This is a genomic window from Methylobacterium sp. J-078, from assembly GCF_022829285.1.
GTDB lineage: Bacteria > Pseudomonadota > Alphaproteobacteria > Rhizobiales > Beijerinckiaceae > Methylobacterium.
The window spans coordinates 12,863-37,743 of record NZ_JAKSYI010000036.1; the positions used below are offsets into that span (position 1 = coordinate 12,863).

Below are 24,881 nucleotides of genomic sequence, written 5' to 3' on the forward strand. Positions count from 1 at the left end.
CCCGTCGACAGGCCCCAGCCGATCCCGAACAGGGCCGCGCCCCCGATCAGCGGCCGTTCGATCCGGCGGTTCGTCGGCAGGTCGAAGGCGCCTGCCAGGGCCGGGCGCGGAAGGCGCCGGGCCAGAGCGTAGCCGAGGCCGGCGAGGGCCCATCTTCCGGCAGACCTCGTCCACCGAGGCGCTGTTCTCCGCCTGCCGCAGGGCGAAGGCGATCTGTTCGTTCGTGAAGCGTTTGCGAGGCATGGCATCCACCCTCCTTCAGGGTTCAGGATGCCCGAAAAATTTGCGCTCAGCGTGGGCCGGTTTGCTGGGTCAGGGTCACGCACAATCGACAGACTTATAGCATTCAATCAGCTCGGTGCTCCGAGCCGTTGCATCAGCGCCAGCATCGTTGCCGCATCCGGCATCGGCACCAAGCTCGACACGGTTTGGCTCAAGCCCTCGACCGACGGGCCGCCGCGCCCCACGCTGCCGAGCTTGCCCCGGAAGCCGTGCTCGCTCCAGGCGAGTTCCTGCAAGTCCGGATCGGTCAGGGCCGCGACGAGGGGGTCCGCCGCCGCGGCGAGGCTGATGATCGGGTGCGAGGAGGTCACGGTCGGCGCGGGGTAGAGCATGACCGGGCGGATCCTGGCACTCTTCAGTGCGTTCCAGCGCTCCGGGTTCGCGAGGATGAACTCGACGAGCTGGCTCTCGTAGGCGGCGATCAGCGGCTTCCCGCCCATCCCCTCCGTCAGGTAGCTGTTCCAGTGCGTGCCGCTGGACGCCTCCTTGTAGCCCATGCGGTCGAAGATCGTCGCGATCCTGTCGCCATCGCGGACTACAGATTCCGGACTGGCGACGTCGCCCGAGAAGAGGTTGGCGAGAAGAGCGGCGAAGCTGAAGCCGGAGTTCGACTTCAGCGGATCGGTCGTCGTGACGATCACGCGGCCGTAGAGGTCCGGTACGCCGAGGTCCTTCCAGGACAGGCGCTTGACGATGGCCTCCATCAGCTCGGCCATCTTGACGATGTAGAAGGCGTTCTCACGCCGCTCGACGTAGCCGGCGTTCTCCAGCGCCTCGGCCACCGGGGACCAGCTGTAGATCACCAGCGGCGAGTTGAAGACGACGTCGTCGCGGCGCACCGGCAGGGCGTTGCGCCGGGCGAGCTGTGCCATCACCGAGCTCGCGGGCCAAAGCCATTGCGGCCCCTGCCGGGTGAGGGCAGCGTCGCTCACCATCTCGACCGAGCCGGCCCGGCGCGCGTCGAGGGTCAGGCCGTAGCGGCGCGAGAGCAGATCGCGCACCTTCGGGTTCTTCACGAAGTCGAGCTTCTCGCCGCCGATGAAGCCCCACAGGGCGACCTGATCGGGGTTCGTGCCGGTGATCAGCCCCTCGATCCTCCTGGGGCCGACCAGGGCGACGCCCGTGGTGCCCGCGATGCCGCTGGCGAGCAGGCCGATGCCGAGGTTGCGGCGGTTCAGCGCCATGGCGACGGCTCCGGCGCAGGACGGGATTCCGTGGACATGTCCGGAGAACTGCGCTCCTCCGTGCGGATCGCATCGGCGAGCAGCTTCAATTCGACATCGAGGCCTTCGATTTCAGGCGCGCTGAGGCGGTCGGCGTGGCGGGCGAAGACGGTGTCGAGGCGTCCGATCAGCGCCCCGGCGGCATCGAGCCGGGCGTGGTCGGGCCGGTTGGCCCCCTCCAGCACCCCGTAGCCCTCGCCGAGCCGCACCGCCGCCGGCAGATAGTAGGTGAGGAGGCGCCGTACGCTCGACAGGCGCCTCGGCGTCCGCTCGACCTCGCCGATCACCCGCGCGGCGACGGTGTGGAGATGATCGAGGTCGCGGCGGGCGGACGGCTCGCGCACGGCGTGCGCCGCGGCGCGCAGCCGTGCGAGATCGACTTGCGCCGCCGTGAGGACCTCGCGGGCGAGGTCGAGGCCGGCCGCGTCGAGCGTCTTGCCATCGAGCGCCTTGCCATCGAGCTCTTCGAAGAGACCGCGCGGAGCGAAGGCGAGGCGCGTGCCGACGAAGATCAGGACCGCACCCGGCAGCGAGGCCCAGAGCGGCAGGCCGAACCCGAAGCTCGCCACCGGGGCAAAAATGCCGCCGGCGAGGCCGGCCCAGAGGTCGACCGATGACCTCAGTGCGGACAGCCGGGGCACGCTCAATTGTAGCCCCGCACGGCGCGGAACGCCTCTCGCAGCGAGGTGCGCCCATCGAAGACCCGTGCACGCGTGGCGTCGGCGAGGGTATCGAGCTGCGTCTTGTCGGCGTCGCCGAAGGTCACGCCGAAGACCGGGATGTCGGCTCCGGCATTGCGCCACGCGTCGAGAAAGTCCTGCTGGTAGTTCTCGCTACGCCCGTCCGTCATTAGGACGATCGCCGGGAGATAGCGGCCCGTGTCGGGCGTGTCGCGGATCTCCTGGAGGCCGGCCTTGGCGCAGGCATAGATGTTGGTGCCGCCGGTCGCATCGTTGCTCTCCACGGCCCGGATCAGGGTCGGTGCATCGGCCGTCGAGCCGCTGCCGCGGGTCACGCCGCGCACCCGGCTGTCGAACGGGATCACCGCGATCCGGTCGGCCGGTCCGTTCTGGACGAGGACGCGCGAGGCCTCGTCATGCGAGAGCACGAAGCGCATGGCCTTCTTCAGTTCGTCCTCGCCCGGGCCTCCCATGCTTCCCGAGAAGTCGAGGCAGTAGACCGTGAGCGAGGGCCGGCGCAGTGCCTCCTGGTAGAGGTCGAGCGCCGCGCGGACCACGGCGGGCTCCGGCATCCGGATCAGTGCGACCAGACGCGACGCATCGTAGTTCCAGCTCGGATCGGGCACGGCGCTGCGTGCCTCGCCGACGGCGGGGCGCCGGCCGAGAGCGACGAGCCTTGTCTGGACCTCCGCCGAGAGCAGGTGCTTCTGCAGGGCGTCGAAGAAATTGCGCGCCGGCACGCCCTTGCCGCGGTCGACGAAGCCGAGCGGGGAATTCGCGGCCGCGACGCCGTCGCTCGGATAGATCGCGTAGAGCGGCTCCGCCCCGCGCCGCTTGAGCTCGGCATTGGTCTCGGCGAGCACGGCCTCGTAGTTCCACATCCCGTCATAGGCCGTGCCGCCCTCCAGGCTCCTGAGGTAAAGATCGGCGAGCCAGGCGCTCGATCCGGCCGTGCGAGCCGTGCCAGACAGCAACGTCTTGACCGTGTCCTGCATCCCCGGCGTCTTCAGATCCGCCAACGTGATCGCGTCCGGCGACCCGAGCGCCGCCGAGAGCATGGCGAGATAGGCGCCGGCGCCCGAATTCGACTGCGTGGCCGAGCTCGCCAGATAGCTCAACTTCTTATCCCTGACCGCCTCGACGATGTCGCTCGTCGCCACCGGCCGCCCGATCCAGCCGAGCGCCTCGGCCTTGCTCCTGCGCAGGCCGAGAATCACCGGTGAGCGCGCAATCGGCGTCAGGTCGCGTACGCGCTTGTCGCGGTCGAACAGCTCGATCCAGATCGCGTTGGCCGGCCAGACCGCGTCGAAGGCAGCAGACTCGTGGGACAGCGCGAGGCCGATATCGAGGGAGCCCTGATAGTCGAAGCGGCAGGTCACACGCCGGGCGCGGCAGAAATCCTGGACGATCGGCTCCAGCGTCCGGTTCTCGGAGCCGGAGGCGATCACGAAGTCCAGGGGCGGACCGCCGCAGGCGCCGAGCGCCGAAAGCAGGACGGCGGCGAGACCGTGGCGGAGGAGGCGCCTCACGCCGGCCGACCCAGCAGCGTGCGTTTCAATTCGCCCTCGATCCGCACGAGTTCGGCCTCGGCCGCTTGCCGCTTGGCGCGGCCGTCTCGCTGGATCGCCAGGACTTCGTCGATGGTCTCGATGAACTGCCGGTTCACGTGGGTCAGCGTCTCGATGTCGACGATGCCGCGCTGGACCTCGCGCTCGATGCCGGCCGTGCCCTGTCGCAGCTTCTCGGCGTTGCTACGCAGCAGGGCGTTGGTGGTGTCCGAGACCTCGCGCTGAAGCTTCAGCGCCTCGTCCTGGCGGTGGAGCGCCAGCGCGATGGTCATGCCGTTCTTCCAGGTCGGGATCGTCGTGGCGATCGAGGATTGCAGCTTCTCGACGAGGGCGGCGTCTCCGTTCTGCACCAACCGGATCTGCGGCATGGTCTGCATCGCGATCATCCGGCTGAGCTTGAGGTCGTGGACCTTGCGCTCAAGCCGCTCGACGGTCTGGGCGAGGTCGGACGCCTTCTGGGCGACGAGTTGCCCCTCGATGCCGTCCCCGGCCGCCCTGGCCTCCGCTTCGAGGGCGGGAAGCTGGTCCCGGCGCGCCTCCTCCACGATCTCGGTGCCGGCGACGATGTAGGCTTCGAGTTCGCGCATCTGGACGAGATTGCGGTCGAACAGCCCGTCGAGCATCGCGATGTCCCGGCGCAGGTCGTCGCTGCGGCGTTCGAGCTCCAGGGAGATCCGGTCGACCTGCGCGGCCAGCGACGAGAATTTTTCCTTGAAGCGCAGCACCTTGGCTTTTGCCCCGCCCCAGAGCCTGTCGAGGAGGCCCGCCTTGCCGAGGGAACCCGGGTCGAGGCTGTTCACCTTCACGATCATGTCGGAGAGGAGCTCGCCGACGGCCCCCGAATCCTTGTTCATGGTGTCGCGCAGGATGGCGTCGGCGAAGGCGGCGACGCCGCGCTGGGCCTGGTCGCCGTAGGTCGTCAGCGCAGAGCGGTCGTCGAGCTTGATCTCCCGGCGAATCCGCTGGACGAGGGCCGGATCGGTTTCCACCCCGCGGGTCGCGTTCGCCAGGCCCGCACGATCGTGGGATCGAAGCTGCACTTGGTCGATCACTCATATCTCCCAGCTTGGCCGCGATGCTCACAAACGCTGCATCTCGTGCCGGAGGAGCGCGGCGCACAGCCTCTGGCGGTGAGCCCGGATTGCAGCGCACGGCCTTGTGTCGAACTCGATCGCGTCTCGATCTGATGAATGTTTGATGACAGCGATATGACACGAAAGATGCGAGCTCGAATTCGCACGATTTTGTTGAAAAACTTCCAGGCGGCGCGCCAAGCGTGGCTCAACGTATGTCGCTTGAGAATGTTTTTCTTTCGTCGATGAATCGCGCCCACAATTGCAGCGTATCCTGAGCAAACGGCAGAAAAACCTTCTCTAATCGTCGCCGCTCGCGGTACTGCCGTGGACTGATTCCGAGTTTTTCAACGAAATCAGCGGGAAGCGGAAGGGCAGGTCTCGGCAACGCGGGCGCGGAAAGCAGACCCGTACGCCATTCGTTTCAATCCCGCCTGAACTTCGGCACAAGCAGCGCTGAGGCCCAATCCACGAACGCGCGGGTTCGTGACGACGGATGACGGCCCGCGGGGTAGAGGACGTAGACCGGACTCGGCTCGGGCGGCGTGTCGGCCAGGACCTCGACCAAGGCGCCGGTCGCCAGCTCGTGGGCGACCCGGTAGCGCGGTACCTGGATCAACCCCATCCCCTGCACGGCGAGGCACACGTACGAAGGCGCAGCGCTGACGGTGACGGAGGCCGGCAGCGGCACGGTGATCGTCCCGTCCGGCATCCGGAACTCCAGGGGCAGCACGGCCCGGGTCAGCGAGGAGACGAAGCCGACCACGTGGTGTCCGGCCAGCGATGTCGGCGACGTCGGCACGCCGTGCCGCTCCAGGTAGGCAGGACTTGCGAAGGTCCCCTCCTCGATGGCGCCGAGCTGCCGCCCGACCAAGCTGCTGTCGGCCGGCTTGCCGACCCGGATCACGCAGTCGATCCCTTCCGCAACCAAGTCGACCAGCCGGTCTCCCTCGCCGAGGTGCAACTGGATTCCGGGATAGAGGCGCAGGAACTCCGGAAGGTCGGGGAGCAGGAAGTGGCGTGCCATCGTTCCATGCACATCCACCCTTAGCGGGCCGGCCGGTGCGGTCGCCGCGATGGCCGCCTCCGCCGCGTCGATCTCGGTCAGGATCGCGAGCCAGCGCCGGACGTACTCCTCCCCTTCCGGCGTCGGCGACACGTGCCGGGTGGTCCGGTTCAGGAGACGAACGCCCGCCTGCCGCTCTAGTCGCTGGACGACCTCGGACAGGCGGGAACGCGACGTCGCCAGATCGTGCGCGGCCTTGGCGAAGCTGCGCCGCTCCACGATGCGCACGAAAGCGCGCATGGCTTCGATCCTGTCCATGATTGTTCCGGATTTCCGACGAATGCGTGCCGGAAATCGAGCATAGACCAGAGCAGTCGGCCAGAGCTTAAATCGCGGTCATTCCCACGGAGACTGACATCATGGTGGAAGGCCAGCGCTGCGCCATCGTCACCGGTTCCTCCCGCGGCATCGGTGCCGCCGTCGCCGAGCGTCTGACCGCTGAAGGACTGGCGGTCGTCGTCAACTACGCGGGCCGGGCCGAGCCGGCCGATGAACTCGTTCGGAAGATCCAGGCCAATGGCGGCACGGCCATGGCCTGTCGTGCCGACGTCAGCGTGGCGGCCGAGGTCGCGGCGATGTTCGAGGCTGCAAAGGCCGCCTTCGGCGGCGTCGACGTCCTCGTCAACAATGCCGGAATCATGAACCTAGCCCCATTGGCAGAGAGTAGCGACGATCTCGTCGACCGTCACCTTTCCATCAACCTGAAGGGCACGATCAACACCCTGCGCGAGGCGGCGCGCTGCCTCAGGGACGGCGGGCGCATCGTCAACTTCTCCTCCAGCGTCGTCGGGCTCTACCAACCCACTTACGGCGTATACGCCGCCACCAAGGCCGGCGTCGAAGCGCTGACTCACATCCTGGCCAAGGAGCTCGGCCCGCGCGGCATCACCGTCAATGCCGTAGCGCCCGGCCCCACCGCCACGGCGCTGTTCCTCGACGGCAAGCCACCGGAACTGGTCGACCGGATCGCCAAGGCGGCCCCGCTCGGGCGCCTGGGCCAGCCGGACGACATCGCCGCCGTCGTCGCCTTCCTCGTCGGCCCGGACGGCGGCTGGGTCAACGGGCAGGTTCTGCGTGCCAATGGCGGCGCCATCTGAGGAGTAGGACATGGCCAGATCATCCTCGTCACCGGCGCGTCCAGCGGCTTCGGAAGTCTCGCCGCCCGGGCACTCGTCGAGCAGTACGATGTGAACGTGTTGAGCACGCAGCGCGTCAACTGCGCCGCCCTTCTGCACATGCGTAAGGCCGGCCGCGGGCTCCTGATCTGGAACGCCTCCAGCAGCGTCGCCGGCGGCACGCCGCCCGATCTCAGCCCCTACTTCGCCGCCAAGGCCGGAATGGATGCCCTGGCGGTCACCCTGGCGCGAGAACTCGCGCTCTGGGGCATCGAGACCTCCATCTTGGTGCCGGGCGCCTTCACCCAGGGCAGGAACCCACTTCGCCCATGCCGGGCAGCCCGAGGACGCGACGTGCGCGGCCGCCTATGAGGCAGCAGGCCCTATGCGGGCTTCGATGCCCGCGTGCAGGCAGCCTTCGCCAACATCGTCCCGGACGACGCCGACCCGGCCCTCGTGGCGCGCGCCGTCGTCGACCCTACGCAGGACGGGGCTGCGGTGGGCTTTGCGGTTACCGACCGGCTGCGGGCCGAGATGCTACACCGGACCGGGCTCGACGCCTTGCTGCATCCGATCATTCGACCCGTCGCGCCATGATGCGCCCGCGCGTTCAGGCTCCGGCCCCGAGCAGGCCGGAGGCGAGACAGCGAAACGCCTCGACCGCCTTGGGCAGGACGATGCGCGGCTCGTCGGAGGCTGCGACCCAGAGGGCCGCGTTGAGGGCGGCTCCGTTGATCAGCCGGGCGGCGGCCTCGGCGTCCACGGGGCGCACAGTCCCGGCATCAATCATTGCCTGGATCGTCACCGTCGTCGTGCGCAGGCAGGCGCTCTGTCCCGGCCATCGCGAGGGGTCGCCGAGCACGGCCGGGCCGTCGCGCAGCATGATCCGCTGAATCTCAGGCTCCAGGGCCAGCTCGATATAGGCGACCCCTTCCGCCAGGAAGCCGAGCCAGGGCGTATCCGCCACATCCCGTGCTGCGGATGCCTTGGCCACCATCTCGGCGTCGAGCTGCTCCACCACCGCCGCGAGCAGTCCCTTCTTGCCGCCAAAGTTGTGGTAGAGCGCCCCGCGTGTCAGCCCGGCCGCCTCCGTCAGATCGTCCATGGAGGCCTCCGCGTAGCCCAATTCCGCGAAGGCCGTCCGCGCCGCCTGGATGAGCTTGGCGCGGGTCTCCTTCATCATTTGCGCCCGTCGTCCAGCCGGCATCGACCGCCCCCATTTCGCATACGCGACGTATGCACATTGACATACGCTCCGTATGCGACCATCGTCCTGCATACGGAGCGTATACGAATTTCGCTCCGCCGTCCGCGGCGCGATCCCGGTCGATACGAATGAGAGGCAGATCATGGCGAAGCGCGACGCGATCTTTCCGCCCGGCCGGCAGGCGCTCTACGAGATGCACCGCTACTCCGCGGCGATCCGGTCCGGCGACCTGCTTTTCGTGTCCGGCCAGGTCGGCAGCCGCGAGGACGGCTCGCCCGAGCCGGACTTCGCCATCCAGGTGCAGCTCGCCTTCGACCGCCTGAATGCGGTGCTGCAGGTCGCTGGCGCCAGCTTCGACGACGTGGTGGACGTGACAACCTTCCACACCGATCCGGAGAAGCAGTTCGAGACGGTGATGGCGGTGCGCGATCGGGCGATCGGCGCGCCGCCCTATCCCAACTGGACTGCGGTCGGCGTGACCTGGCTTGCCGGCTTCGACTTCGAGATCAAGGCTATCGCCCGCATCCCCGAGCGATCGGTCAGCCCGCATCCCTGAATCGCCGCACGGGCCGAGCGCCCCTGCGATCGTCCGGTGCGCTAGTCCTGTCCGCTCCTCGCAAAAGCATTGAGCGAGACGGATGCCACCGCGCGCAAGGCGTCGCGGTTCGCGCCGGACGACGCCATGACCCCCATGCCGGAGGCGACCGTCGACAGGAACCGCGCCAGCGCCACGGGGTCGGCATCAGTCGGGAGATCGCCGTCCTCCTTGGCCTGCGCGAAGCGTCCAAGGAGTTCCGTCTCCGTCTGCGCCCGCCGCGACGCGAGCTCGAACGGAATGTTCTCCGAGCCGGCGCCACAGGCAAGGCCGCCCTGGACCAGGAGGCAGCCAGGCGGATTGGCCGGGTCGGTATGGCTTTCGGCGATGCTGCTCAGGAAGCGTTCCGCCACATCGCGCGCCGTGGGACCGGCGAGTACGTAGCGCATGTGCTCGGACCGCCGCAGCGCATAGCGGTCGAGGGCTGCCTTGAGCAGGCCTTCCTTGCTGCCGAAGGCCGCGTAAAGGCTCGGCGCCTTGATGCCCATTGCCTTCGTCAGCATGGCGAGGCTGGCGCCGTCGTAACCATGGCGCCAGAAAACCTCCATCGCCTCGTCGAGGGCTTTGTCCATGTCGAAGGACCGGGGCCGCCCCATCACCATTGTCTGCAGGCTCCAACTTTTATATCGAGTGGTAGATAAGTCTCTTGACGGCCGGCGTCCATGCCGACATTTGTATCGAGCTTTACACATGTCGGAGCCGGTCGTGAACCCTGCGCCTCATTCTCCTCCTACCCGTTCCGGCGTCCGGCGCAGCCTCGGTGTAGGCATCGCTCTCGCCCTGCTGGCAGGCGCATCCGTCCCGCTCATGCCATCCCTGACGGGTCGCGGGACCGAGGCAGTCGCCGCCCCGACGCCGGCCGAGCAGGCAATGTCAGTTCCAGTCGCCACGGTCGCGCCTCGGGCGGTGGTTCTCTGGGACGAGTTCTCTGGCCGCCTGGAAGCCGTCGACCGGGTCGATGTCCGCGCGCGTGTCGGCGGCGCGATCCAGGCCACGCACTTCGCCGAGGGAGAGCTGGTTCGGCCCGGCGACCTACTCGTGACCATCGACCCCGCGCCCTACGCTGCCGAGGTCCAGCGCCTGGAGGCGCAGGTCGCCGGCGCCGAGGCGCGCGTCGCTCTGACTGCAAGCGACCTGGAGCGCGGGCAGCGGTTGTCGGGCCAACAGATCGTCACGGCACGCGACCTCGATGTCCGCGCTAACGCCTTCAAGGAAGCCAAGGCGAGTCTCGATGCGGCGAAAGCGACGCTGGAAGCGGCGCGGCTGAACCTCGGCTACACCGAGGTCCGCGCTGCGGTCGGCGGCCGCGTCGGACGCCGCGAGATCACGCCGGGCAACCTCGTCGCCACCGGCGCGGGTGCGGCCGTGCTGACCACCCTCGTCTCGGTCGATCCTGTCTATGCCAGCTTCGACGCGGACGAGACCGTCGTCCTCAAGGCGCTGGCGTCGCTCGCCGAACCGTCGGGCAAGCGCGGCAAACTCGATCGTATCCCGGTCGAGATGGTCACCGCCGATGGCGCCCGGGCGGGCGGGCATCTCCAGTTCATCGACAATAAGGTCGACGCGCGCAGCGGCACCATCCGGGTCCGCGCCAGCTTCGCCAACGGCGACGGTCATCTCATCCCCGGCCAGTTCGCGCGCATGCGCCTCGGTCAGGCCGCGCCTCAATCGCTGCTCCTCGTGGACGAGCGGGCGGTCGGCACGGATCAGGACAAGAAGTTCGTGCTCGTGGTCGGTGCGGACGACCGCGCCGAGTTCCGCGCCGTCACCCTCGGCCGGGCGGTCGACGGGCTCCGCGTCGTGACCTCGGGCCTGTCCGGCGGCGAGCGCATCATCGTGAACGGCTTGCAGCGGGTTCGCCCCGGCATGCTCCTGCGGCCCGAGCTCGTCACCATGGGCGCCCGGCCTCAGGACGCCGCATCCGCCGCGCGCCAGCTCGCCCAGCGCTGACGGCCGGCGCCGCACGCATTCTAATCGAAGATCATTCACGGCGGCCGCCTCGCGACCGCCCTCTCTAGTTACGCGCAGTCCCACGCCGCGCGATCTCTCTCGCCCTCAGGAGAGCGGTATGAATTTCTCGAAATTCTTCATCGATCGGCCGATCTTCGCGGGCGTGCTCTCGGTGCTCATCTTCATCATGGGCCTGATCTCGCTCTTCGCGATGCCGATCTCCGAGTACCCCGACGTGGTCCCGCCCTCGGTCGTCGTGCGGGCGACCTTCCCGGGCGCCAATCCGAAGGTCATCGTCGAGACGGTGGCGACGCCGATCGAGGAGCAGATCAACGGCGTCGAGGGCATGCTGTACATGTCGAGCCAGGCTACGACCGACGGGATCATGACGCTCACCGTCACGTTCCGCCTCGGCACGGATCCCGACAAGGCGCAGCAGCTCGTCCAGAACCGCGTCTCGCAGGCCGAGCCACGTCTGCCGGCGATCGTGCGCCAGCTCGGCATCGTCACGGTGAAGTCCTCGCCGGACCTGACCATGGTCGTGCACCTCGTCTCGCCGAACGGGCGCTACGATATGACCTACCTGCGCAACTACGCGGTGCTGAACATCAAGGACCGGCTCGCTCGCCTCGATGGCGTCGGGCAGGTGCAGCTCTTCGGCTCCGGCGATTATTCGATGCGCATCTGGCTCGATCCGCAAAAGGTCGCCGAGCACGGGCTCTCGGCCGGTGATATCGTTCGCGAGATCCAGGCCCAGAACGTCGAGGCGGCGGCCGGTGTCATCGGCGCTTCGCCGGCGATTCCCGGGCTCGACCTTCAGCTGTCGCTCAACGCCGAGGGGCGGCTGACCAGCGAGGAGCAGTTCGGGGACATCGTCGTCAAGACCGGTGCCGATGGAGAGGTCACCCGCCTGCGCGACGTCGCCCGGATCGAGCTCGGTGCCTCCGACTACGCCCTGCGCTCGCTCCTCGACAACAAGTCAGCCGTTGCCCTGCCAATCTCGCAGTCGCCCGGCTCCAACGCGATCCAGATCTCCGACGAAGTCCGAAGGACCATGGCCGAGATCAAGCGGAACATGCCCGAGGGCGTCGACTACGAGATCGTTTACGATCCAACGCAATTCGTGCGCGCGTCCATCGAGGCGGTCATCCATACCCTGCTGGAGGCGATCGCCCTCGTCGTCGTCGTGGTGATCCTGTTTCTGCAGACGTGGCGGGCCTCGATCATCCCGCTGCTCGCGGTGCCGGTTTCCATCGTCGGCACCTTCGCGGTGATGCACGCCTTCGGGTTCTCCATCAACGCGCTGAGCCTGTTCGGCCTCGTGCTCGCCATCGGCATCGTCGTCGACGACGCCATCGTGGTGGTCGAGAACGTCGAACGGAACATCGAGAGCGGCCTGTCGCCGCGCGAAGCCAGCTACCAGGCCATGCGCGAGGTCTCGGGCCCGATCATCGCCATCGCCCTGGTGCTCGTGGCGGTGTTCGTGCCGCTCGCCTTCATCAGCGGCCTGACGGGACAGTTCTACAAGCAGTTCGCGCTCACCATCGCGATCTCGACCGTGATCTCGGCAATCAATTCGCTCACCCTGTCGCCGGCTCTCTCAGCGCTGCTCTTGAAGGACCACCACGCCCCCAAGGACCGCCTCACCCGGATCCTCGACGGGCTGCTCGGCTGGTTCTTCCGGCGCTTCAACCGCGTCTTCGGGCGAGCCTCGGACGGGTACGGGCGCGGCGTCGGCTTCGTCGTCTCGCGTAAGGCGACGATGATGGTGCTCTACCTCATGCTCGTCGGGCTGACCGTGGTGCTGTTCCGCCAGATTCCCGGCGGCTTCGTGCCGGGCCAGGACAAGCAATACCTCGTCGGCTTCGCGCAGCTGCCGGACGGAGCCACCCTCGACCGAACCGAGGACGTGATCCGCCGCATGAGCGAGATCGCCCTCAAGGAGCCGGGCGTCGAGAGCGCCGTCGCCTTCCCGGGCCTGTCCATCAACGGCTTCACCAACAGCTCGAACTCGGGGATCGTGTTCTCGACCCTGAAGCCGTTCGAGGAGCGCCGCTCGCCGGCCCTGAACGGGGGCGCCATCGCGCAGTCGCTCAACAAGAAGTTCGCCGCGATCCCCGAGGCGTTCATCGCGATGTTCCCGCCGCCGCCGGTCAACGGGCTGGGCACCATCGGCGGCTTCAAGCTCCAGATCGAGGACCGGGCCGGCCTCGGCTACGAGGCGCTGAACGACGCGACCAAGGCCTTCCTGGCCAAGGCCGCCCAGGCGCCCGAGCTCGCCGGCCTGTTCTCCAGCTTCCAGATGAACGTGCCGCAGCTCTTCGCCGACATAGACCGGACGAAGGCCCGCCAGCTTCGCATCCCCGTGACGGACGTGTTCGACACGCTGCAGATCTATCTCGGCTCGCTCTACGTCAACGACTTCAACCGGTTCGGCCGCACCTACTCGGTCCGGGTCCAGGCCGACGCGCCGTTCCGGGCGCGCTCGGACGATATCGGTGCGCTGAAGGTGCGGGCGGGCTCCGGCGAGATGGTGCCGCTGGCGGCCCTGCTCCGCGTCCGACAGACGGCCGGCCCGGAGCGCGCCATGCGCTACAACGGCTTTCTCTCCGCTGACATCAACGCCGGCGCGGCGCCCGGCTACTCGTCTGGCCAAGCCCAGGCGGCGGCCGCCCGCATCGCGGCCGAGACCCTGCCGCGCGGCTTTGCCTTCGAGTGGACCGACCTGACCTATCAGGAGTTCATCGCGGGCAATTCCGGGATGTGGGTTTTTCCGCTCGCCCTACTCCTGGTCTTCCTCGTGCTCGCCGCCCAATACGAGAGTCTGGCCCTGCCGCTCGCCATTCTGATGATCGTGCCGATGGGCCTGCTCGCGGCCATGTTCGGCGTCTGGCTCTCGGCGGGCGACAACAACGTCTTTACCCAGATCGGGCTGATCGTCCTCGTCGGCCTCTCGGCCAAGAACGCGATCCTGATCGTCGAATTCGCCCGCGAGCTGGAATTCGCCGGTCGCTCCCCGCTTCAAGCCGCGATCGAGGCGAGCCGCCTACGGCTGCGCCCGATCCTGATGACCTCGATGGCCTTCATCATGGGCGTCCTGCCCCTCGTGACGGCCACCGGCGCCGGCTCCGAGATGCGAAGCGCCATGGGCGTCGCCGTGTTCTCCGGCATGATCGGCGTCACCGCCTTCGGGCTCTTCCTAACGCCGGTGTTCTACGTCCTCCTGCGCCGCCTCGGCGGCAACCGGCCGCTCAAGCAGCATGGCGGCAGCACTCCCGTCGTTCACCACGACCGGATCGCAGAGGTGGCATAGCAGTGTCGCAGCTACGGGCGGTGATTTGTGAGACTCGCATCGTCCCGAGCCACGTCGCCATCCAGGAGAAGCTCAACGGCAGCCCCGTCGATCGGCTGGAGCACGTCACCGAAGAGTAGTACCGGGCCTGAGCGCGGGACGCCCGAACACCCCTTCTTCGAGGCATGACCATGAAGAACCGCAAGCTCGGCCCACTCACCGTTTCCGAGATCGGCTACGGCACGATGAGCTTCGCCAACTACTTACGGCGCCTCGCCCGAACGCTCCGAGGCTATCCGGGTCATCCGCGGCGCGCACGAGCGCGGCGTGACGCATTTCGACACCGCCGAGGCGTATGGCCCCTTCACCAACGAGGAACTGGTCGGCGAGGCGCTGGCGCCTGTGCGCGGCGAGGTGACGATTGCCACCAAGTTCGGCTGGAACATCGACCCCGAGACCGGCGAGCGCCGTCCCGGGCTCAACAGCAAGCCGGCCCACGTGAAGCGCGCCGTTGATGGTATGCTGAGGCGCCTGCGGGTCGAGAGCATCGACCTCCTCTATCAGCACCGGGTCGACCCGGAGGTGCCTATCGAGGACGTCGCCGGCGCGGTGAGGGAGCTAATCGCCGAGGGCAAGGTGAAGCACTTCGGCCTGTCCGAGCCCGGCGCACAGACCATCCGTCGTGCCCACGCGGTCCAGCCGGTTGCCGCCATCCAGAGCGAGTATTCTCTCTGGACCCGCGACCCGGAGCCCGAGATCCTGCCGCTCTGCGAGGAGCTCGGCATCGGCTTCGTTCCGTGGAGCCCGCTCGGTGCCGGCTTCCTGACCGGCAAGGTCGATCCGGGCGTGAGCCAGGACGCCACCGACTTCCGCTCGAACTCCCCGCGCTTCAAGCCCGAGGCGATGAAGGCCAACCAGGCCCTGGTGGACCTGCTCAGGCGCTTCGCCGAGGCCAAGGGGGCGACCCCGGCCCAAGTCGCGCTGGCCTGGCTGCTGGCGCGCAAGCCCTTCATCGTGCCCATCCCGGGCACCCGCAAGCTCGAACGGGTCGAGGAGAACCTCGGTGCGGCGCAGGTCGTGCTCACACCTGAGGCCATGGGCGAGATCGAGCGGGCGGCGTCGGCCATCCCGGTCGAGGGCGAGCGGCTACCTCCCGCCGTCCTCCAGTTCTCCTACCGCTGACCCACACGTGCCCATGGAGGACGTCGCGGGCACGGTCAGGGACCTGATCGCGGCCGGGAAGGTGCGCCACTTCGGAATGTCGGAGGCGGGGTCCGCGGCGATCCGACGCGCCGACGCCGAGCAGTCGGTGGCGGTCCTTCAGAGCGAATACGCCCTGTGGTGGCGCGAGCCGGAGGCCGCGATCCTGCCCCTCCTCGAAGAGCTGGGCATCGGTTTCGTGCCCTTTGCCCCGCTGGGCAAGGGCTTCCTGACCGGCATGCTCGATGCGAACGCCACGTTCGGCGACGGGGACTTCCGCAGCGTCGTGCCGCGGTTCTCGCCGGAAGCAACGAAGGCCAACCAGGCGCTCGTCGAAGTCGTGAAGGAGACTGCCGCGAGCAAGCGTGTGACGCCCGCTCAGATCGCGCTTTCCTGGCTCATCGCGCAGAAGCCCTGAATCGTACCGATCCCCGGAACCACAAAGCTGCACCGGCTGGAGGAGAACCTCGGTGCGGTGGCGGTGGACCTGAGCCAGGACGACCTCGCGCGCATCAAGCAGGCGCTCACGACGGTCCAGGTTCAGGGAGATCGCTGCCCGGCCTCACGACAGAGCCTGGTCAACCGCTGAGGAAAGATGATGTCTTACCTCGCCAAATAAGACGCGTTGGCAGCCTACGCCGTCCTGCTCTGGGCGACGGCGCGCCCCGTCCGCGCTGCCGGCGGCAAACCATCCCGCCGGCAGCGAGGACCCTGGTCCGTTTCTCAGAGGCAATGCGTGACCGATAGCGGTTGAGCCGCTCTCCACCCTACCCGGTCATTGAGCAGACCGGCAGATGGCGACCCATACCAGCCGTTCAGTTCTCGAAAAGCATTCCCGACCACCACACGAAGACGCCAAAGACAGCAAAAATGACTAAGACAATCGCCACTGCCGTCGCAAATGCGGTGAAGTCGTTATTTTCTAAATAATACATAAATGTTGCTCATTCCGTTCGATAACGGATTAGTTGTTGGGGTATTAATTCTTACCGGGTTCGCCGTTAGAGCCTTCCGCTCCCCATCCGACCTGGTCGTAGAACGAACGGACGGACGGATCTCGACCCGAGCAGGACATCGTGGGGCTTCGACCGAGCCTCGGTCAGCGGACATTCGACAGGCATTCACAAGTAGCTCAAACCCGACCACGCCGCCTGGCGCTTCAGACGGACCATCCAGCGGCACGCGAGCCAGAGGGGCGGGACCAGGATCGCCGCGACCAGCCAGATCTGCCACGGGTCCCCCGCCTCGATTCGGTCGGAGGGGCCGGCGAGGCCGAGTGCCAGGGCGCCGTCATGGAGCAGGCGCAGCAGCCAGAGATGCGCCAGGTAGAAGAACAGCGGCGCGCCGCCGAAGGTGCGCAGCCAGGCGAGACGTCGCGCCGGTACCGCCTCGAGCAAGGCGAGGAGGCCAAGGCCGAGGCCCAGGGTCAGCAGGAGGAAGTCGGCCGAGGGCGGGTACTTGGTCAGGTTGACGAAAGACAGCCCCGTCAGGAGGGGCGTCGCCCCCGTCTGCCAGGGGACCGGCTCGCCGTAGCCGTTGAAGCTTCGCAGAGTGAAGAAGGCGGCGAGCGCCGCGCCGCCGAGCGCCAGGAGCCACGCGCGGCGATTGGCCGGCGCGACCGCTCCGGCGAAGAGCGGCCCGAGGGCGTAGCCCGCCGCGATCACGCCGAACCAGGGCAGCACGGGGTAGGAGGTGCGCGCCACGCCCCAGGGCAGTTCGAGGGAGCCCCGCTGGTGCAGGATCGACCAGAGCACGTAGCCCGTGTCGCCCGGCCGGAGCACGAATCCGTCGAGCCCGTTGTGGCCGAGCATGACCGCCGCGGCGAAGAGGATGAGGGCAGCGCGCGGTCGCCAGAGCAACGCGGACAGCGCCACCATGCTGAGGCCGATGGCCCAGATCACCTGCAGGTAGAGGACCGGCGGCGTCAGGCTGCGGGTCCAGGCGAGGTTCACCAACGTTACCTCCAGCAGGATCAGCAGGAGCCCGCGCTTGGCTAGGAACACGCTGGTCGCCCGCCGGTCGCCGTGCTTCTGCGCGTGGAGGCTGGCCGAGAGGCCGGTGAGCAGGATGAAGACCGGCGCGCAGAGATGCGAGGTGAGCCGGGTCAGGACGAGGCCGGGCGGCGTGAGGCTCAGATCCATGGGGTCTCGGACCTGGGCGTGCAGGTAGATGAACTCCCGCACGTGGTCGACGAGCATGAGCAGCATGACGAGCCCGCGCAGGGCGTCGATGGAGACGATGCGGGACCGCAGAGTCTGCGCGTCCTCGGCGATTGCGGGCCTCATCGCGCGCGCTCCGTTCCGATCCTATGCAGGAGGCGGCCGACATCGACCGGAGTCCAGACCGCGCCGCCGCGCGGCTTGCAGACCCCCCGCCGCGTGAGCTCCAGGGCGAGGCACTGGGGCGTCCGCCCGACCTCCCCGCGCATCGCGTCGATGATCGGCATGAGATCGAGAACGTAGCGGCGGGCTCGTGCGGACGAGGCACCGCGTCCGGCATCCCCGCGCCGGACGCGGGTGACGGAAACGTCACGGGGCTGGGTCGCGACCGGGCTGGCCTTCTCGGAGGCGTCGTTCCGGTTCGGGCGCATCAAGCAGGCCATCCCGAAAGGCGACGGTAGGCCAGGGCGGCAAGGAGCAGGGTTCCCGCCATCAGGCAACCGAGGGCCACCAGCGCCTGGTGTTCGGCCGCTGCGCGCGGGACGGAGGGCACGAAGGCCGGAACGGCGTCGTAGGCGGTAAAGTCGAGCCGCGCGGGGCAGCCCTGACACACCGGAGCCGGATCGAGGGCTTGGGCGAGAATGCGGGGCTCGAAGAACGCACGCAGGTCCCGGCGATAAGCGGCGCCCGCCGCCAGGAAGGTGGAATGGCGCTCCGCATCGGTTCCCGCCGCCACCTCCAGCGCGCGTGCCAGGACGGTCGCGGGCGACAGGATCGCCAGTCGCCGGCTCCAGGCCGCCGCCGCCCGGGCATGGTCCTGCGCGGCATCTCGGTCGCTCGCCAGCGCTTCGTCATAGAACGCATCGCGAGCGAGACGCTTGATCTCGGGCGCGTCCGCCAGCCCCGGCCGGCTCGCGACCTCCGGAACCTTGCCGGTCAGCCAGGCCGAAGTGATCCGTGCGCCTTCCTCCCCGGTATAGAAGCGGACCTGCGCCCGCCGGCTCGCGTCGATGGCCGCGATCCGCGAGGGCGTCGGTGCGAGGGCCTCGACTGCGAGGCCGAGCGTGCTCGGGAGGGCGACCGTGACGCAGGCCCAGGCCAGCACGAGGATCGCGAGGGCGGCGACGCCCCCGCGCCACAGGCTGGCCACCAGGGCGCAGGCCGCCACCCAGAAGGCGACGTAGGCGGAGAGCGCCGCCGCGAGCAGCGCCAGCGCGCCCTCCCATCCGTCGAGCGCTCCGAGACCGCCCGAGACGACGAGCGCCAACGCCGTTCCGCCGAGCGCGGCCGCGATGGCGACCAGGGCCACGGCCCCGAACTTCGCGCTCGCCACGCGACGCGGCCCGACGGGCTGCGACGCGATCATGCGCAGGATGCCGCTGTCGTGCTCGGAGGAGAGCCGCGTGCCGGCGAGCGCGATGACCGCGAGCGGCACGAGGTAGACCAGCACGAAGGCGAGATCGAACGGGCCGAGCCGGAGCCGGGCCGTCGAGCCGGGCTCGTAGGCGGTGTCGTCGAAGACCGTGCTGAAGCCGAAGCTGGCCCGCATGATCGCGGGCTGCACGTCGGACTGACCGGCCGCGAACGCCGCGAGAGGCGTCGGCGGCTTCACGGCGTAGGCGGCCATGAAGTAGGTCATGTAGCCGAAGGCGTCGGTCGGGTCCTGCCAGTAGTTCACCTTGATCGGCGACGGCTCGGCGTAGCGCTCGTGGGCGGCCCTGGCGTCCCGCACGACCCGGTCGGTCTCGGCGGCGGCCTGCGCCAGGGCGGCCCGTTCCGTGGCGACGCGCCCGGCGCCCGTCCAGGCCGCCAGGCAGAGTGACACGACGAGGGCGGCATGGACCGCCCAGGTCAGGCGCTCGCGCAGGACCAGGCGCAACTCGGCGCCGAGGAGGACGGCGAACCGTACGGTCGTCACGGCTTCAACCTCCGGACCAGGGGGCGGCACAGGAGCGCCGGCAGACCGAGCCAGAGGGCAAGGATGAGGGCCGGAACGCCTGCGTCGGCCAGCGCGCGCGCGAAAGGCAAGGGTTGGAGGACGAAGGGCGGGATCTCTTCCCAGAGATCCGGCCCGGCGACGAGGGTCGTCCCACCGCGCTGAGGATGGTCGCGGATCTCGGCGTTCATGCGTTCGGAAATCCCGCGCCGGTAGGCCTCCGCCGCCCAGACGAAATGGGCGTGCTGGGCGAAATCGGTGCCGGCCAGCGTCTGCGAGAGGGCCTGGAGGGCGACCCGCGGCGACAGGAGGCCGGCCCAGGCCAAGGCCCTGTCCTGAATCGCGATGCTATCGAAGAACGCGCCGAGTTCGCGGTCGTAGACCGCAAAGTTGTGCGCCTCGTTCTCGGACATCATCAGCCCGCGCAGGTCCACGGGCAGTTCGTCGGGGTCGCCGACGCCGTAGCGGGCCAGCACCGCGCGGGTACGGGCATCGTTCGCCTCGGCGGTGCGATGGCTCCGAAAACCAGCCTCGATCCGTGCCCGGACCTCTCGGTAGGACAGGACGGGCACGACGGCGTCGACGCCGACGACCGCGAGGCGGGGAGCCGCCACGCAGAGGAGGGCCCAGACCGCGAGCGCGGCCGCGAGCGCGCCGCGTGCCGTGCGGGCGACCAGCGAGACGAGCATCGCGAGCAGCAGGAACACGGCGGTGTAGGCGAGTTGTGCCGCGACCCAGGTCAGCAGCCGCGGAACGACCTGCCAGCCCGCATGGTCCTGGCTCATCACCGCGAGCGCGCCGATCCCGAAGAGGGGCAGGCCCGCCACGACGGCGAGCGCGGCGAAAAGGGCCGCGAACCGGCTCGCGAAGAGCTGGCCCGGCGGAACGCCGTTGCCGAGCGCGAGACGCAGCGTGCCACGCTCGCGGTCGGCCGCGAAGGCGGAGAAGCCCAGCAGGATGGCGGCGAGCGGCACCACGAGCTGGACGATGTCGGCGACGCTTCCGAAACCGAACCTCGCGAGCGGTCCGGCATCCTGGATGGCACGGTAGACCGCGTCGTTGAAGACGTGTGCCTCGACCCGTACCATCCGGCCCGTATAGGGCTCGGTACCGGGATCGAGGACGGCAAGCGGTGCGGAGGGACGGAACACCCAAAGGCCGAAATGGTCGGCCGAATGCGGGTTCTTGGCATCCTGGCCGAGCCAGCGCGCGCGCTCGGCGGCCGCGACCTGAGCGACCTCGCCGGCGTAGCGCGTGGAATCCCGCCAGGCGCCGAGGCCAGCGACCGTGAGGAGCAGGACGAGGACGGCACCGATCCAGCGAAGGCGCGCATCGCGGGCGGTGCGCGCGAGTTCGGCCGAGAGTCGCCTCACGCCGCGCTCCCCGCCAGCCGCTCGATGTAGAGCCGCTCCAGGCCGACATGGTCGAGAGTCCTGGGGTCGATCTCCTCGACGATGCGGCCACGGCTCAGGACACCGACGCGCCCGGCCATCTCGCGCACCCGGTAGAGGTCGTGGGTCGCCATCAGGATGGCGGTGCCGCGCGTCGCCGCCGCCCGGACCGTGGTCGAGAAATCCGCGGCCGCGCTCGGATCGAGGCCGGAGGTGGGTTCGTCGAGGAGGAGGAGCCGGGCACGGCGCGCGAGCGCCACCGCGATGCCGACCTTCTGGCGCATGCCCTTGGAATAGGAGCCGGCGGGACGCGCGTGAGCAGTCTCGGCGAGACCGGCCTCGGCCAGGAGCGTGCGGGCGGTCCCCTTGTCCAGGTGGAGGCCGGCCAGGGTCGTGAAGTAGCGCAGGTTCTCCACCCCTGAGAGGCCGGGATAGAGCGCCACCTGTTCGGGGATGTAGGCCACGTGCCGGCGGGCGCCGACCGGGTCAGCGCCGGCATCGATTCCGCAGACCCGGACCGTACCGGCATCCGCCTTCAGGAAGCCGAGGATCAGGTTGACCGTAGTGGTCTTGCCGGCACCGTTCGGTCCGAGCAGGGCGAACACCTCGCCGGGGCGGAGCGACAGGTCGAGGCCAGCGAGGGCTCGGCGTTCGCCGAAGCGCTTGCCCGCCCCCTGGATCTCCAGGACGAAGTCACCCGCGTGGGTGGTGACGTCAGCCATCAGAACCGCACCGAGATCGTGCCGGTGAAGCGCCGGGGCGCGCCGGGATAGACCCGGAAGGCGTTGTTCGAGCTCTCGTAGTAGGTCGCGTCGAAGATGTTCTCGACGTTGAGGCCGAAGCGCATGTTCTCGTAGCGATAGTAGGCCAGGGCATCGACCGCGATGTAGGCCGGGAGCACGAAGCCGGAGCCCCCCGCGTCTCCGGCGCGTTCGCCGACGCCGCGCACGCCGCCGCCGAGGCCGAGGCCCTTCCAGGGGCCGGCCTGTACCTCGTGCACGGCGAGCAGGCTGCCCGAGTGGCGCGGGATGTTGATCAGCGGCGCACCCACGGGGAGCACGTTGTCCTTCGTGACCACGGCGTCGGCGTAGACGTAGCCCGCCAGGATCTTGATCTCGGGGGTGATCTGGCCGGCGGCCGTGAGCTCGAAGCCCTGGCTGCGCACCCCGCCGGCCGCCAGGGAGAAGCCCGAATTGTTGGGGTCGGCCGTGAGCACGTTCTGCCGCTCGATGCGGAAGGCCGCCGCCGTCAGGCCGAGCGCGCCGCCGAACAGGTCGAGCTTGGCGCCGACTTCGTAGCCGAGGCCGGTCTCGGGCTCGAACGGCACGGAGCGGGCCACCGCGAAGGCGTCGGGGCCGATATTGGGCCGGAAGCTGGTGCCCACGTTCGTGTAGAGGGCGAGCTCCGGCAGGGGCTGGTAGACGAGGCCGGCGCGCGGCGTGGCTGCCACCCGGGACTGGTCGACCTGGGTCGCCGTGGTGCGCTCGCGGAAGGACTGCTCGAAGAAATCGAAGCGCACGCCGAGCAGGGCTTTCCATTCCGGGCTGAGGGCGATCTGGTCCTGGGCGTAGAGGGCGGTGTTGGTGACCCGCTCCAGGTTGTTGCGCCGGATGGTGAGCGGCGGCAGGGCCTGGCCGTAGCGCGGATCGTAGATGTCGAGGCTGTAGGGGCTCTGGCGGAAATTCGAGCGGTCGTAGACCACGCGGCTGTCGGTGCTCTCGCGCTCGAAGCCGAGAAGCACGGTATGGCCGAGATCGCCGGTGGCGAAGCGCCCCACCACCTCGGCCTGGCCGATGGCGGTATCCCAGCGGTAATCGCGAAAATTCCGGTCGCGCAGGACGGTGCGATTGTCGGCGGCCAGGCCACGGACCTCCGCCGATTCCCCGACCAGCGAGCCGGTGTTGAAGTGGGTCGCCAGCCGCATCTGCCAGTCGGCGTTGAAGCGGTGCTCGACCCGCACCTGCATCGTGTCCGAACTCTGGTACGTGCTCTGCCCGGGCTCACCGAGGAAGCGGGAGATCGGCAGGAATCCCAGTTGCTTGTTGATCGCGATCACGCCCCGGTCGAAGACGACACGGTTGCGCAGAAACTCGGTCTCGACGGTGACCTTCGTGTCCGGCGTGATCTGCCAGCTCACCACGGGCGCGACGAGGAGCCGGTCGCCATCCACGAAATCGCGAAAGCTGTTCTGGCGGCCGCCCGCGACGTTGAAGCGGTAGAGCAGCGTGCCGTCCTCGTTGAGTGCGCCGCCGGCATCGACCGTGCCGCGGAACTGCTCGAACGAGCCCCAAAGGCCGCCCATCTCGACGAAGCGCTCGGCCGTCGGCTGCTTGGTGACGAAGTTGACGAGGCCGCCCGGGTCGCTGCGCCCGAACAAGCCGCCGCCGGGGCCCTTGAGCACCTCGATGCGCTCCACGTTCTGGGTATCGGGTGGCGGCGGCGAACCGCGGTTGATCGGGAAGCCGTTGCGGTAGAGCTCCGAGGTGGTCGTGCCGCGGATGGCGTAGCTGAACACCGTGAGTCCGCCGAAATTGTTCTGCTGGGCCACGCCGGGCGTGTAGTTGAAGACGCGGTCGACGCGGGTGGCGGCGAGATCGGTGATGACCTCGCGCGGCGCGACGGTGACGACCTGGGGTACGTCGCGCTGAGGCGTGTCGGTCTTGGTGCTGCTCACCGCGCGGTCGGCCCGGTAGCCCGGCGTCGGGCCGATCAGGCCGATTCCCGATTTGGGGCCAGCACCAACGGCGACCGAGGCACTCCCGCCAGCCCCCTCGACGGAGAGTTCCTCCAGCGTGACGGCCTCCTGCGCCCGGGCCTCCAAGGCGGGCGAACCCGTCGAGAGGATCGCGGCGAGGGCGCAACGCGATCCCCGGCGTCCGGCCCTCCAGCGGCGCTTGGTGGATGCGGGCGGGTTCAGGATCAGGGCCGTCGCGGTGGGCAGGCTCGGACGAGGGGACACCGATGCGCTCAAGGTTGTCGAGCGACAGCCGAGCGGGTGCCCTCACGGGATCGGCGGCGTCAGCAGCCAAGTCCGTTCCAGCGCTCCGCCGGGACACCCCGCCCGAGAGACGTTACATCGCAAGGCAGGTCTCCTGGCTCGCGGGTCGTCGCCCTTGCCCGGCCTTCCCGGTGCTGGGCACCAGTGACCATGGATGGCAGGAACTCGCCGCTGACAGTTGCGGGGGCAGCTTCGGAAGCGCTCCTGCGAGCACCCCGAATTCCCTCTTAGCCCGCGAGCCGACGACCCGCAGGAACCTTGACGGTCAGACATTCGCCGGGCGCCCCCGCTTAGTCAATCGTGGGAACGCGGTTTTTTGCAACATTGTAACGTTGCGCAGAATCGATCCTTGCGCCGGCTCTTCCTGGCAACGCCATGCTCGTGAGCGTGAGCGCATTGCGATGACCGATCGACCGCTCGCTTCACCCGACCATAAATGCGGTGATGCGGGGCCGCCGGGCCGAGCCCATACGATGGAGCCTGTTCTCTCCTCGAACGATCAGCCGTCGTCGCGCGCCGCGCCGAGTTCGGCTTCCGCCAGCCCTCGCGGCGTCAGGTATGGCAGGAACAGGTTCATCACTTGGCGTGCGCCCCAGTCGACAGGCGCGCGTGTGACCTCGCCGATGCCCCGGTGACCTGACCGGCTGGCTTTGGAACGGGCTGATTGAGGGGATCAGCCAGGACCAAGGGAGTTGGAGATGAAGCGAGGCCAGAAGACGGGTGCGGAGCAGGTTGTGCTGAAGCTTCGCCAGATCGCGGTTCAGACGGCCCAGGGCAAGAGTTTGGCCCTGGCCTGCAAGGAGGCCGAGATCTCCGAGTATGGTCTCTCAGAACGCCATGCCTGCCGGATCGTTGGCCAGAACCGGGGCACGCAGCGCTACATACCGACGGTGCCGGCTGACGAGGATGCGCTGACCCGCGCCATCATCGTCCTGGCGTCTGAGTACCAACCCTATGGCTACCGCCGTGTCACCGCGCTGCTGCAGGCAGCGGGCTGGCAGATGGGCAAGGACTTGGTTCAGCGGATCTGGCGTCGTGAGGGGCTCAAGGTCCCGCAGAAGCATCGGCCGCGAAGCCGGTTGTGGTTGAACGACGGCTCCTGCGTGCGGCTGCGGCCGCTCCATCGCAATCACGCCTCCAATGAAA

Annotated in this window: 17 protein-coding genes, 5 pseudogenes and 1 riboswitch; of the genes and pseudogenes, 8 read left to right on the plus strand and 14 right to left on the minus strand. The window is 68.7% G+C overall.

Going from position 1 to position 24,881, the window contains the following annotated elements:
* Positions 1 to 135 precede the first annotated feature (135 nt).
* The 6 genes and pseudogenes from MKK58_RS03050 to MKK58_RS03075 form a co-directional block, all read right to left on the minus strand.
* Positions 136 to 243 (minus strand): annotated as a pseudogene (locus tag MKK58_RS03050) (transposase); the annotation flags it as partial.
* 107 nt (positions 244 to 350) lie between these two features.
* Positions 351 to 1,466 carry a substrate-binding domain-containing protein gene (locus MKK58_RS03055; RefSeq protein ID WP_243910697.1) on the minus strand — a complete coding sequence of 372 codons (1,116 nt, stop codon included), beginning with the start codon at positions 1,464 to 1,466 and terminating at the stop codon, positions 351 to 353.
* Positions 1,457 to 2,146, minus strand: a complete 690-nt coding sequence (locus tag MKK58_RS03060) for a 5-bromo-4-chloroindolyl phosphate hydrolysis family protein (protein ID WP_243910698.1) — start codon at positions 2,144 to 2,146, stop codon at positions 1,457 to 1,459. Before MKK58_RS03060 ends, MKK58_RS03055 begins: the two co-directional genes overlap by 10 nt.
* Before the next feature lie 2 nt (positions 2,147 to 2,148).
* Positions 2,149 to 3,714, minus strand: a complete 1,566-nt coding sequence (locus MKK58_RS03065; RefSeq protein ID WP_243910699.1) for a vWA domain-containing protein — start codon at positions 3,712 to 3,714, stop codon at positions 2,149 to 2,151.
* The gene (locus MKK58_RS03070) at positions 3,711 to 4,805 is read right to left on the minus strand and encodes a toxic anion resistance protein (protein WP_243910700.1); all 1,095 of its coding nucleotides are present in this window, start codon (positions 4,803 to 4,805) and stop codon (positions 3,711 to 3,713) included. The genes MKK58_RS03065 and MKK58_RS03070 overlap by 4 nt, the downstream gene beginning before the upstream one ends.
* A 445-nt stretch (positions 4,806 to 5,250) precedes the next feature.
* A complete protein-coding gene (locus MKK58_RS03075) occupies positions 5,251 to 6,150 on the minus strand; it encodes a LysR family transcriptional regulator (protein ID WP_243910701.1) in 900 nt (299 codons plus the stop codon).
* Between the two features lie 101 nt (positions 6,151 to 6,251).
* Between MKK58_RS03075 and MKK58_RS03080 the strand changes: the two genes are divergently transcribed.
* Both MKK58_RS03080 and MKK58_RS03085 read left to right on the plus strand, forming a co-directional pair.
* Positions 6,252 to 6,989: an SDR family oxidoreductase gene (locus MKK58_RS03080; protein WP_243910702.1), complete on the plus strand. Its 738-nt coding sequence runs from the start codon at positions 6,252 to 6,254 to the stop codon at positions 6,987 to 6,989.
* A 78-nt stretch (positions 6,990 to 7,067) separates the two neighbouring features.
* Positions 7,068 to 7,604, plus strand: a pseudogene (locus MKK58_RS03085) (SDR family NAD(P)-dependent oxidoreductase); the annotation flags it as partial.
* A 13-nt stretch (positions 7,605 to 7,617) separates the two neighbouring features.
* On the opposite strand, the gene MKK58_RS03090 reads toward MKK58_RS03085, so the two are convergent.
* The gene (locus MKK58_RS03090) at positions 7,618 to 8,214 is read right to left on the minus strand and encodes a TetR/AcrR family transcriptional regulator (RefSeq protein ID WP_243910703.1); all 597 of its coding nucleotides are present in this window, start codon (positions 8,212 to 8,214) and stop codon (positions 7,618 to 7,620) included.
* Between the two features lie 142 nt (positions 8,215 to 8,356).
* On the opposite strand from MKK58_RS03090, the gene MKK58_RS03095 reads away from it, so the two are divergent.
* Positions 8,357 to 8,770 (plus strand): RidA family protein, encoded by a 414-nt coding sequence (locus MKK58_RS03095; RefSeq protein ID WP_243910704.1) that lies wholly within the window; start codon positions 8,357 to 8,359, stop codon positions 8,768 to 8,770.
* Positions 8,771 to 8,811: 41 nt separating this feature from the next.
* On the opposite strand, the gene MKK58_RS03100 is transcribed toward MKK58_RS03095, so the two are convergent.
* Positions 8,812 to 9,411 (minus strand): TetR/AcrR family transcriptional regulator, encoded by a 600-nt coding sequence (locus MKK58_RS03100; RefSeq protein WP_243910705.1) that lies wholly within the window; start codon positions 9,409 to 9,411, stop codon positions 8,812 to 8,814.
* An 88-nt stretch (positions 9,412 to 9,499) separates the two neighbouring features.
* Between MKK58_RS03100 and MKK58_RS03105 the strand changes: the two genes are divergently transcribed.
* The 4 genes and pseudogenes from MKK58_RS03105 to MKK58_RS03120 all read left to right on the plus strand — a co-directional run.
* Complete coding sequence (locus tag MKK58_RS03105) at positions 9,500 to 10,759, plus strand: efflux RND transporter periplasmic adaptor subunit (RefSeq protein ID WP_243910706.1); 1,260 nt, start codon at positions 9,500 to 9,502, stop codon at positions 10,757 to 10,759.
* A 118-nt stretch (positions 10,760 to 10,877) separates the two neighbouring features.
* A complete protein-coding gene (locus MKK58_RS03110) occupies positions 10,878 to 14,072 on the plus strand; it encodes an efflux RND transporter permease subunit (RefSeq protein ID WP_243910707.1) in 3,195 nt (1,064 codons plus the stop codon).
* Positions 14,073 to 14,242: 170 nt separating this feature from the next.
* Positions 14,243 to 15,233, plus strand: a pseudogene (locus MKK58_RS03115) (aldo/keto reductase).
* Positions 15,232 to 15,840 (plus strand): annotated as a pseudogene (locus MKK58_RS03120) (aldo/keto reductase); the annotation flags it as partial. The pseudogenes MKK58_RS03115 and MKK58_RS03120, both read left to right, overlap by 2 nt.
* 532 nt (positions 15,841 to 16,372) lie before the next feature.
* On the opposite strand, the gene MKK58_RS03125 reads toward MKK58_RS03120, so the two are convergent.
* The 6 genes from MKK58_RS03125 to MKK58_RS03150 are packed head-to-tail and all read right to left on the minus strand — an operon-like array spanning position 16,373 to position 23,582.
* The gene (locus MKK58_RS03125; protein WP_243910709.1) at positions 16,373 to 17,536 is read right to left on the minus strand and encodes a DUF1624 domain-containing protein; all 1,164 of its coding nucleotides are present in this window, start codon (positions 17,534 to 17,536) and stop codon (positions 16,373 to 16,375) included.
* Entirely contained in the window at positions 17,533 to 17,841 is a 309-nt protein-coding gene (locus MKK58_RS03130; RefSeq protein WP_243910710.1) for a hypothetical protein, read from the minus strand. Before MKK58_RS03130 ends, MKK58_RS03125 begins: the two co-directional genes overlap by 4 nt.
* Positions 17,841 to 19,328: a DUF3526 domain-containing protein gene (locus MKK58_RS03135; RefSeq protein WP_243910711.1), complete on the minus strand. Its 1,488-nt coding sequence runs from the start codon at positions 19,326 to 19,328 to the stop codon at positions 17,841 to 17,843. Before MKK58_RS03135 ends, MKK58_RS03130 begins: the two co-directional genes overlap by 1 nt.
* Positions 19,325 to 20,719: a DUF3526 domain-containing protein gene (locus tag MKK58_RS26955; RefSeq protein WP_243910712.1), complete on the minus strand. Its 1,395-nt coding sequence runs from the start codon at positions 20,717 to 20,719 to the stop codon at positions 19,325 to 19,327. The genes MKK58_RS03135 and MKK58_RS26955 overlap by 4 nt, the downstream gene beginning before the upstream one ends.
* Positions 20,716 to 21,459, minus strand: a complete 744-nt coding sequence (locus MKK58_RS03145) for an ABC transporter ATP-binding protein (protein ID WP_243910713.1) — start codon at positions 21,457 to 21,459, stop codon at positions 20,716 to 20,718. The genes MKK58_RS26955 and MKK58_RS03145 overlap by 4 nt, the downstream gene beginning before the upstream one ends.
* Positions 21,459 to 23,582, minus strand: a complete 2,124-nt coding sequence (locus MKK58_RS03150) for a TonB-dependent siderophore receptor (protein ID WP_243910727.1) — start codon at positions 23,580 to 23,582, stop codon at positions 21,459 to 21,461. Before MKK58_RS03150 ends, MKK58_RS03145 begins: the two co-directional genes overlap by 1 nt.
* 219 nt (positions 23,583 to 23,801) lie before the next feature.
* Positions 23,802 to 24,011, minus strand: a riboswitch (cobalamin riboswitch).
* Between the two features lie 422 nt (positions 24,012 to 24,433).
* Here MKK58_RS03150 and MKK58_RS03155 point away from each other — a divergent pair.
* Positions 24,434 to 24,868, plus strand: a pseudogene (locus MKK58_RS03155) (IS3 family transposase); the annotation flags it as partial.
* Positions 24,869 to 24,881 lie beyond the last annotated feature (13 nt).

Bases quoted from the DNA above. Each gene is read 5' to 3' on its own strand.
- MKK58_RS03110 (WP_243910707.1), top strand. From the start codon at position 10,878: ATGAATTTCTCGAAATTCTTCATCGATCGGCCGATCTTCGCGGGCGTG.
- MKK58_RS03125 (WP_243910709.1), bottom strand. From the start codon at position 17,536: ATGAGGCCCGCAATCGCCGAGGACGCGCAGACTCTGCGGTCCCGCATC.
- MKK58_RS03080 (WP_243910702.1), top strand. From the start codon at position 6,252: ATGGTGGAAGGCCAGCGCTGCGCCATCGTCACCGGTTCCTCCCGCGGC.
- MKK58_RS03090 (WP_243910703.1), bottom strand. From the start codon at position 8,214: ATGCCGGCTGGACGACGGGCGCAAATGATGAAGGAGACCCGCGCCAAG.
- MKK58_RS03145 (WP_243910713.1), bottom strand. From the start codon at position 21,459: ATGGCTGACGTCACCACCCACGCGGGTGACTTCGTCCTGGAGATCCAG.
- MKK58_RS03055 (WP_243910697.1), bottom strand. From the start codon at position 1,466: ATGGCGCTGAACCGCCGCAACCTCGGCATCGGCCTGCTCGCCAGCGGC.
- MKK58_RS03130 (WP_243910710.1), bottom strand. From the start codon at position 17,841: ATGCGCCCGAACCGGAACGACGCCTCCGAGAAGGCCAGCCCGGTCGCG.
- MKK58_RS03105 (WP_243910706.1), top strand. From the start codon at position 9,500: ATGTCGGAGCCGGTCGTGAACCCTGCGCCTCATTCTCCTCCTACCCGT.
- MKK58_RS03100 (WP_243910705.1), bottom strand. From the start codon at position 9,411: ATGGTGATGGGGCGGCCCCGGTCCTTCGACATGGACAAAGCCCTCGAC.
- MKK58_RS03075 (WP_243910701.1), bottom strand. From the start codon at position 6,150: ATGGACAGGATCGAAGCCATGCGCGCTTTCGTGCGCATCGTGGAGCGG.
- MKK58_RS03095 (WP_243910704.1), top strand. From the start codon at position 8,357: ATGGCGAAGCGCGACGCGATCTTTCCGCCCGGCCGGCAGGCGCTCTAC.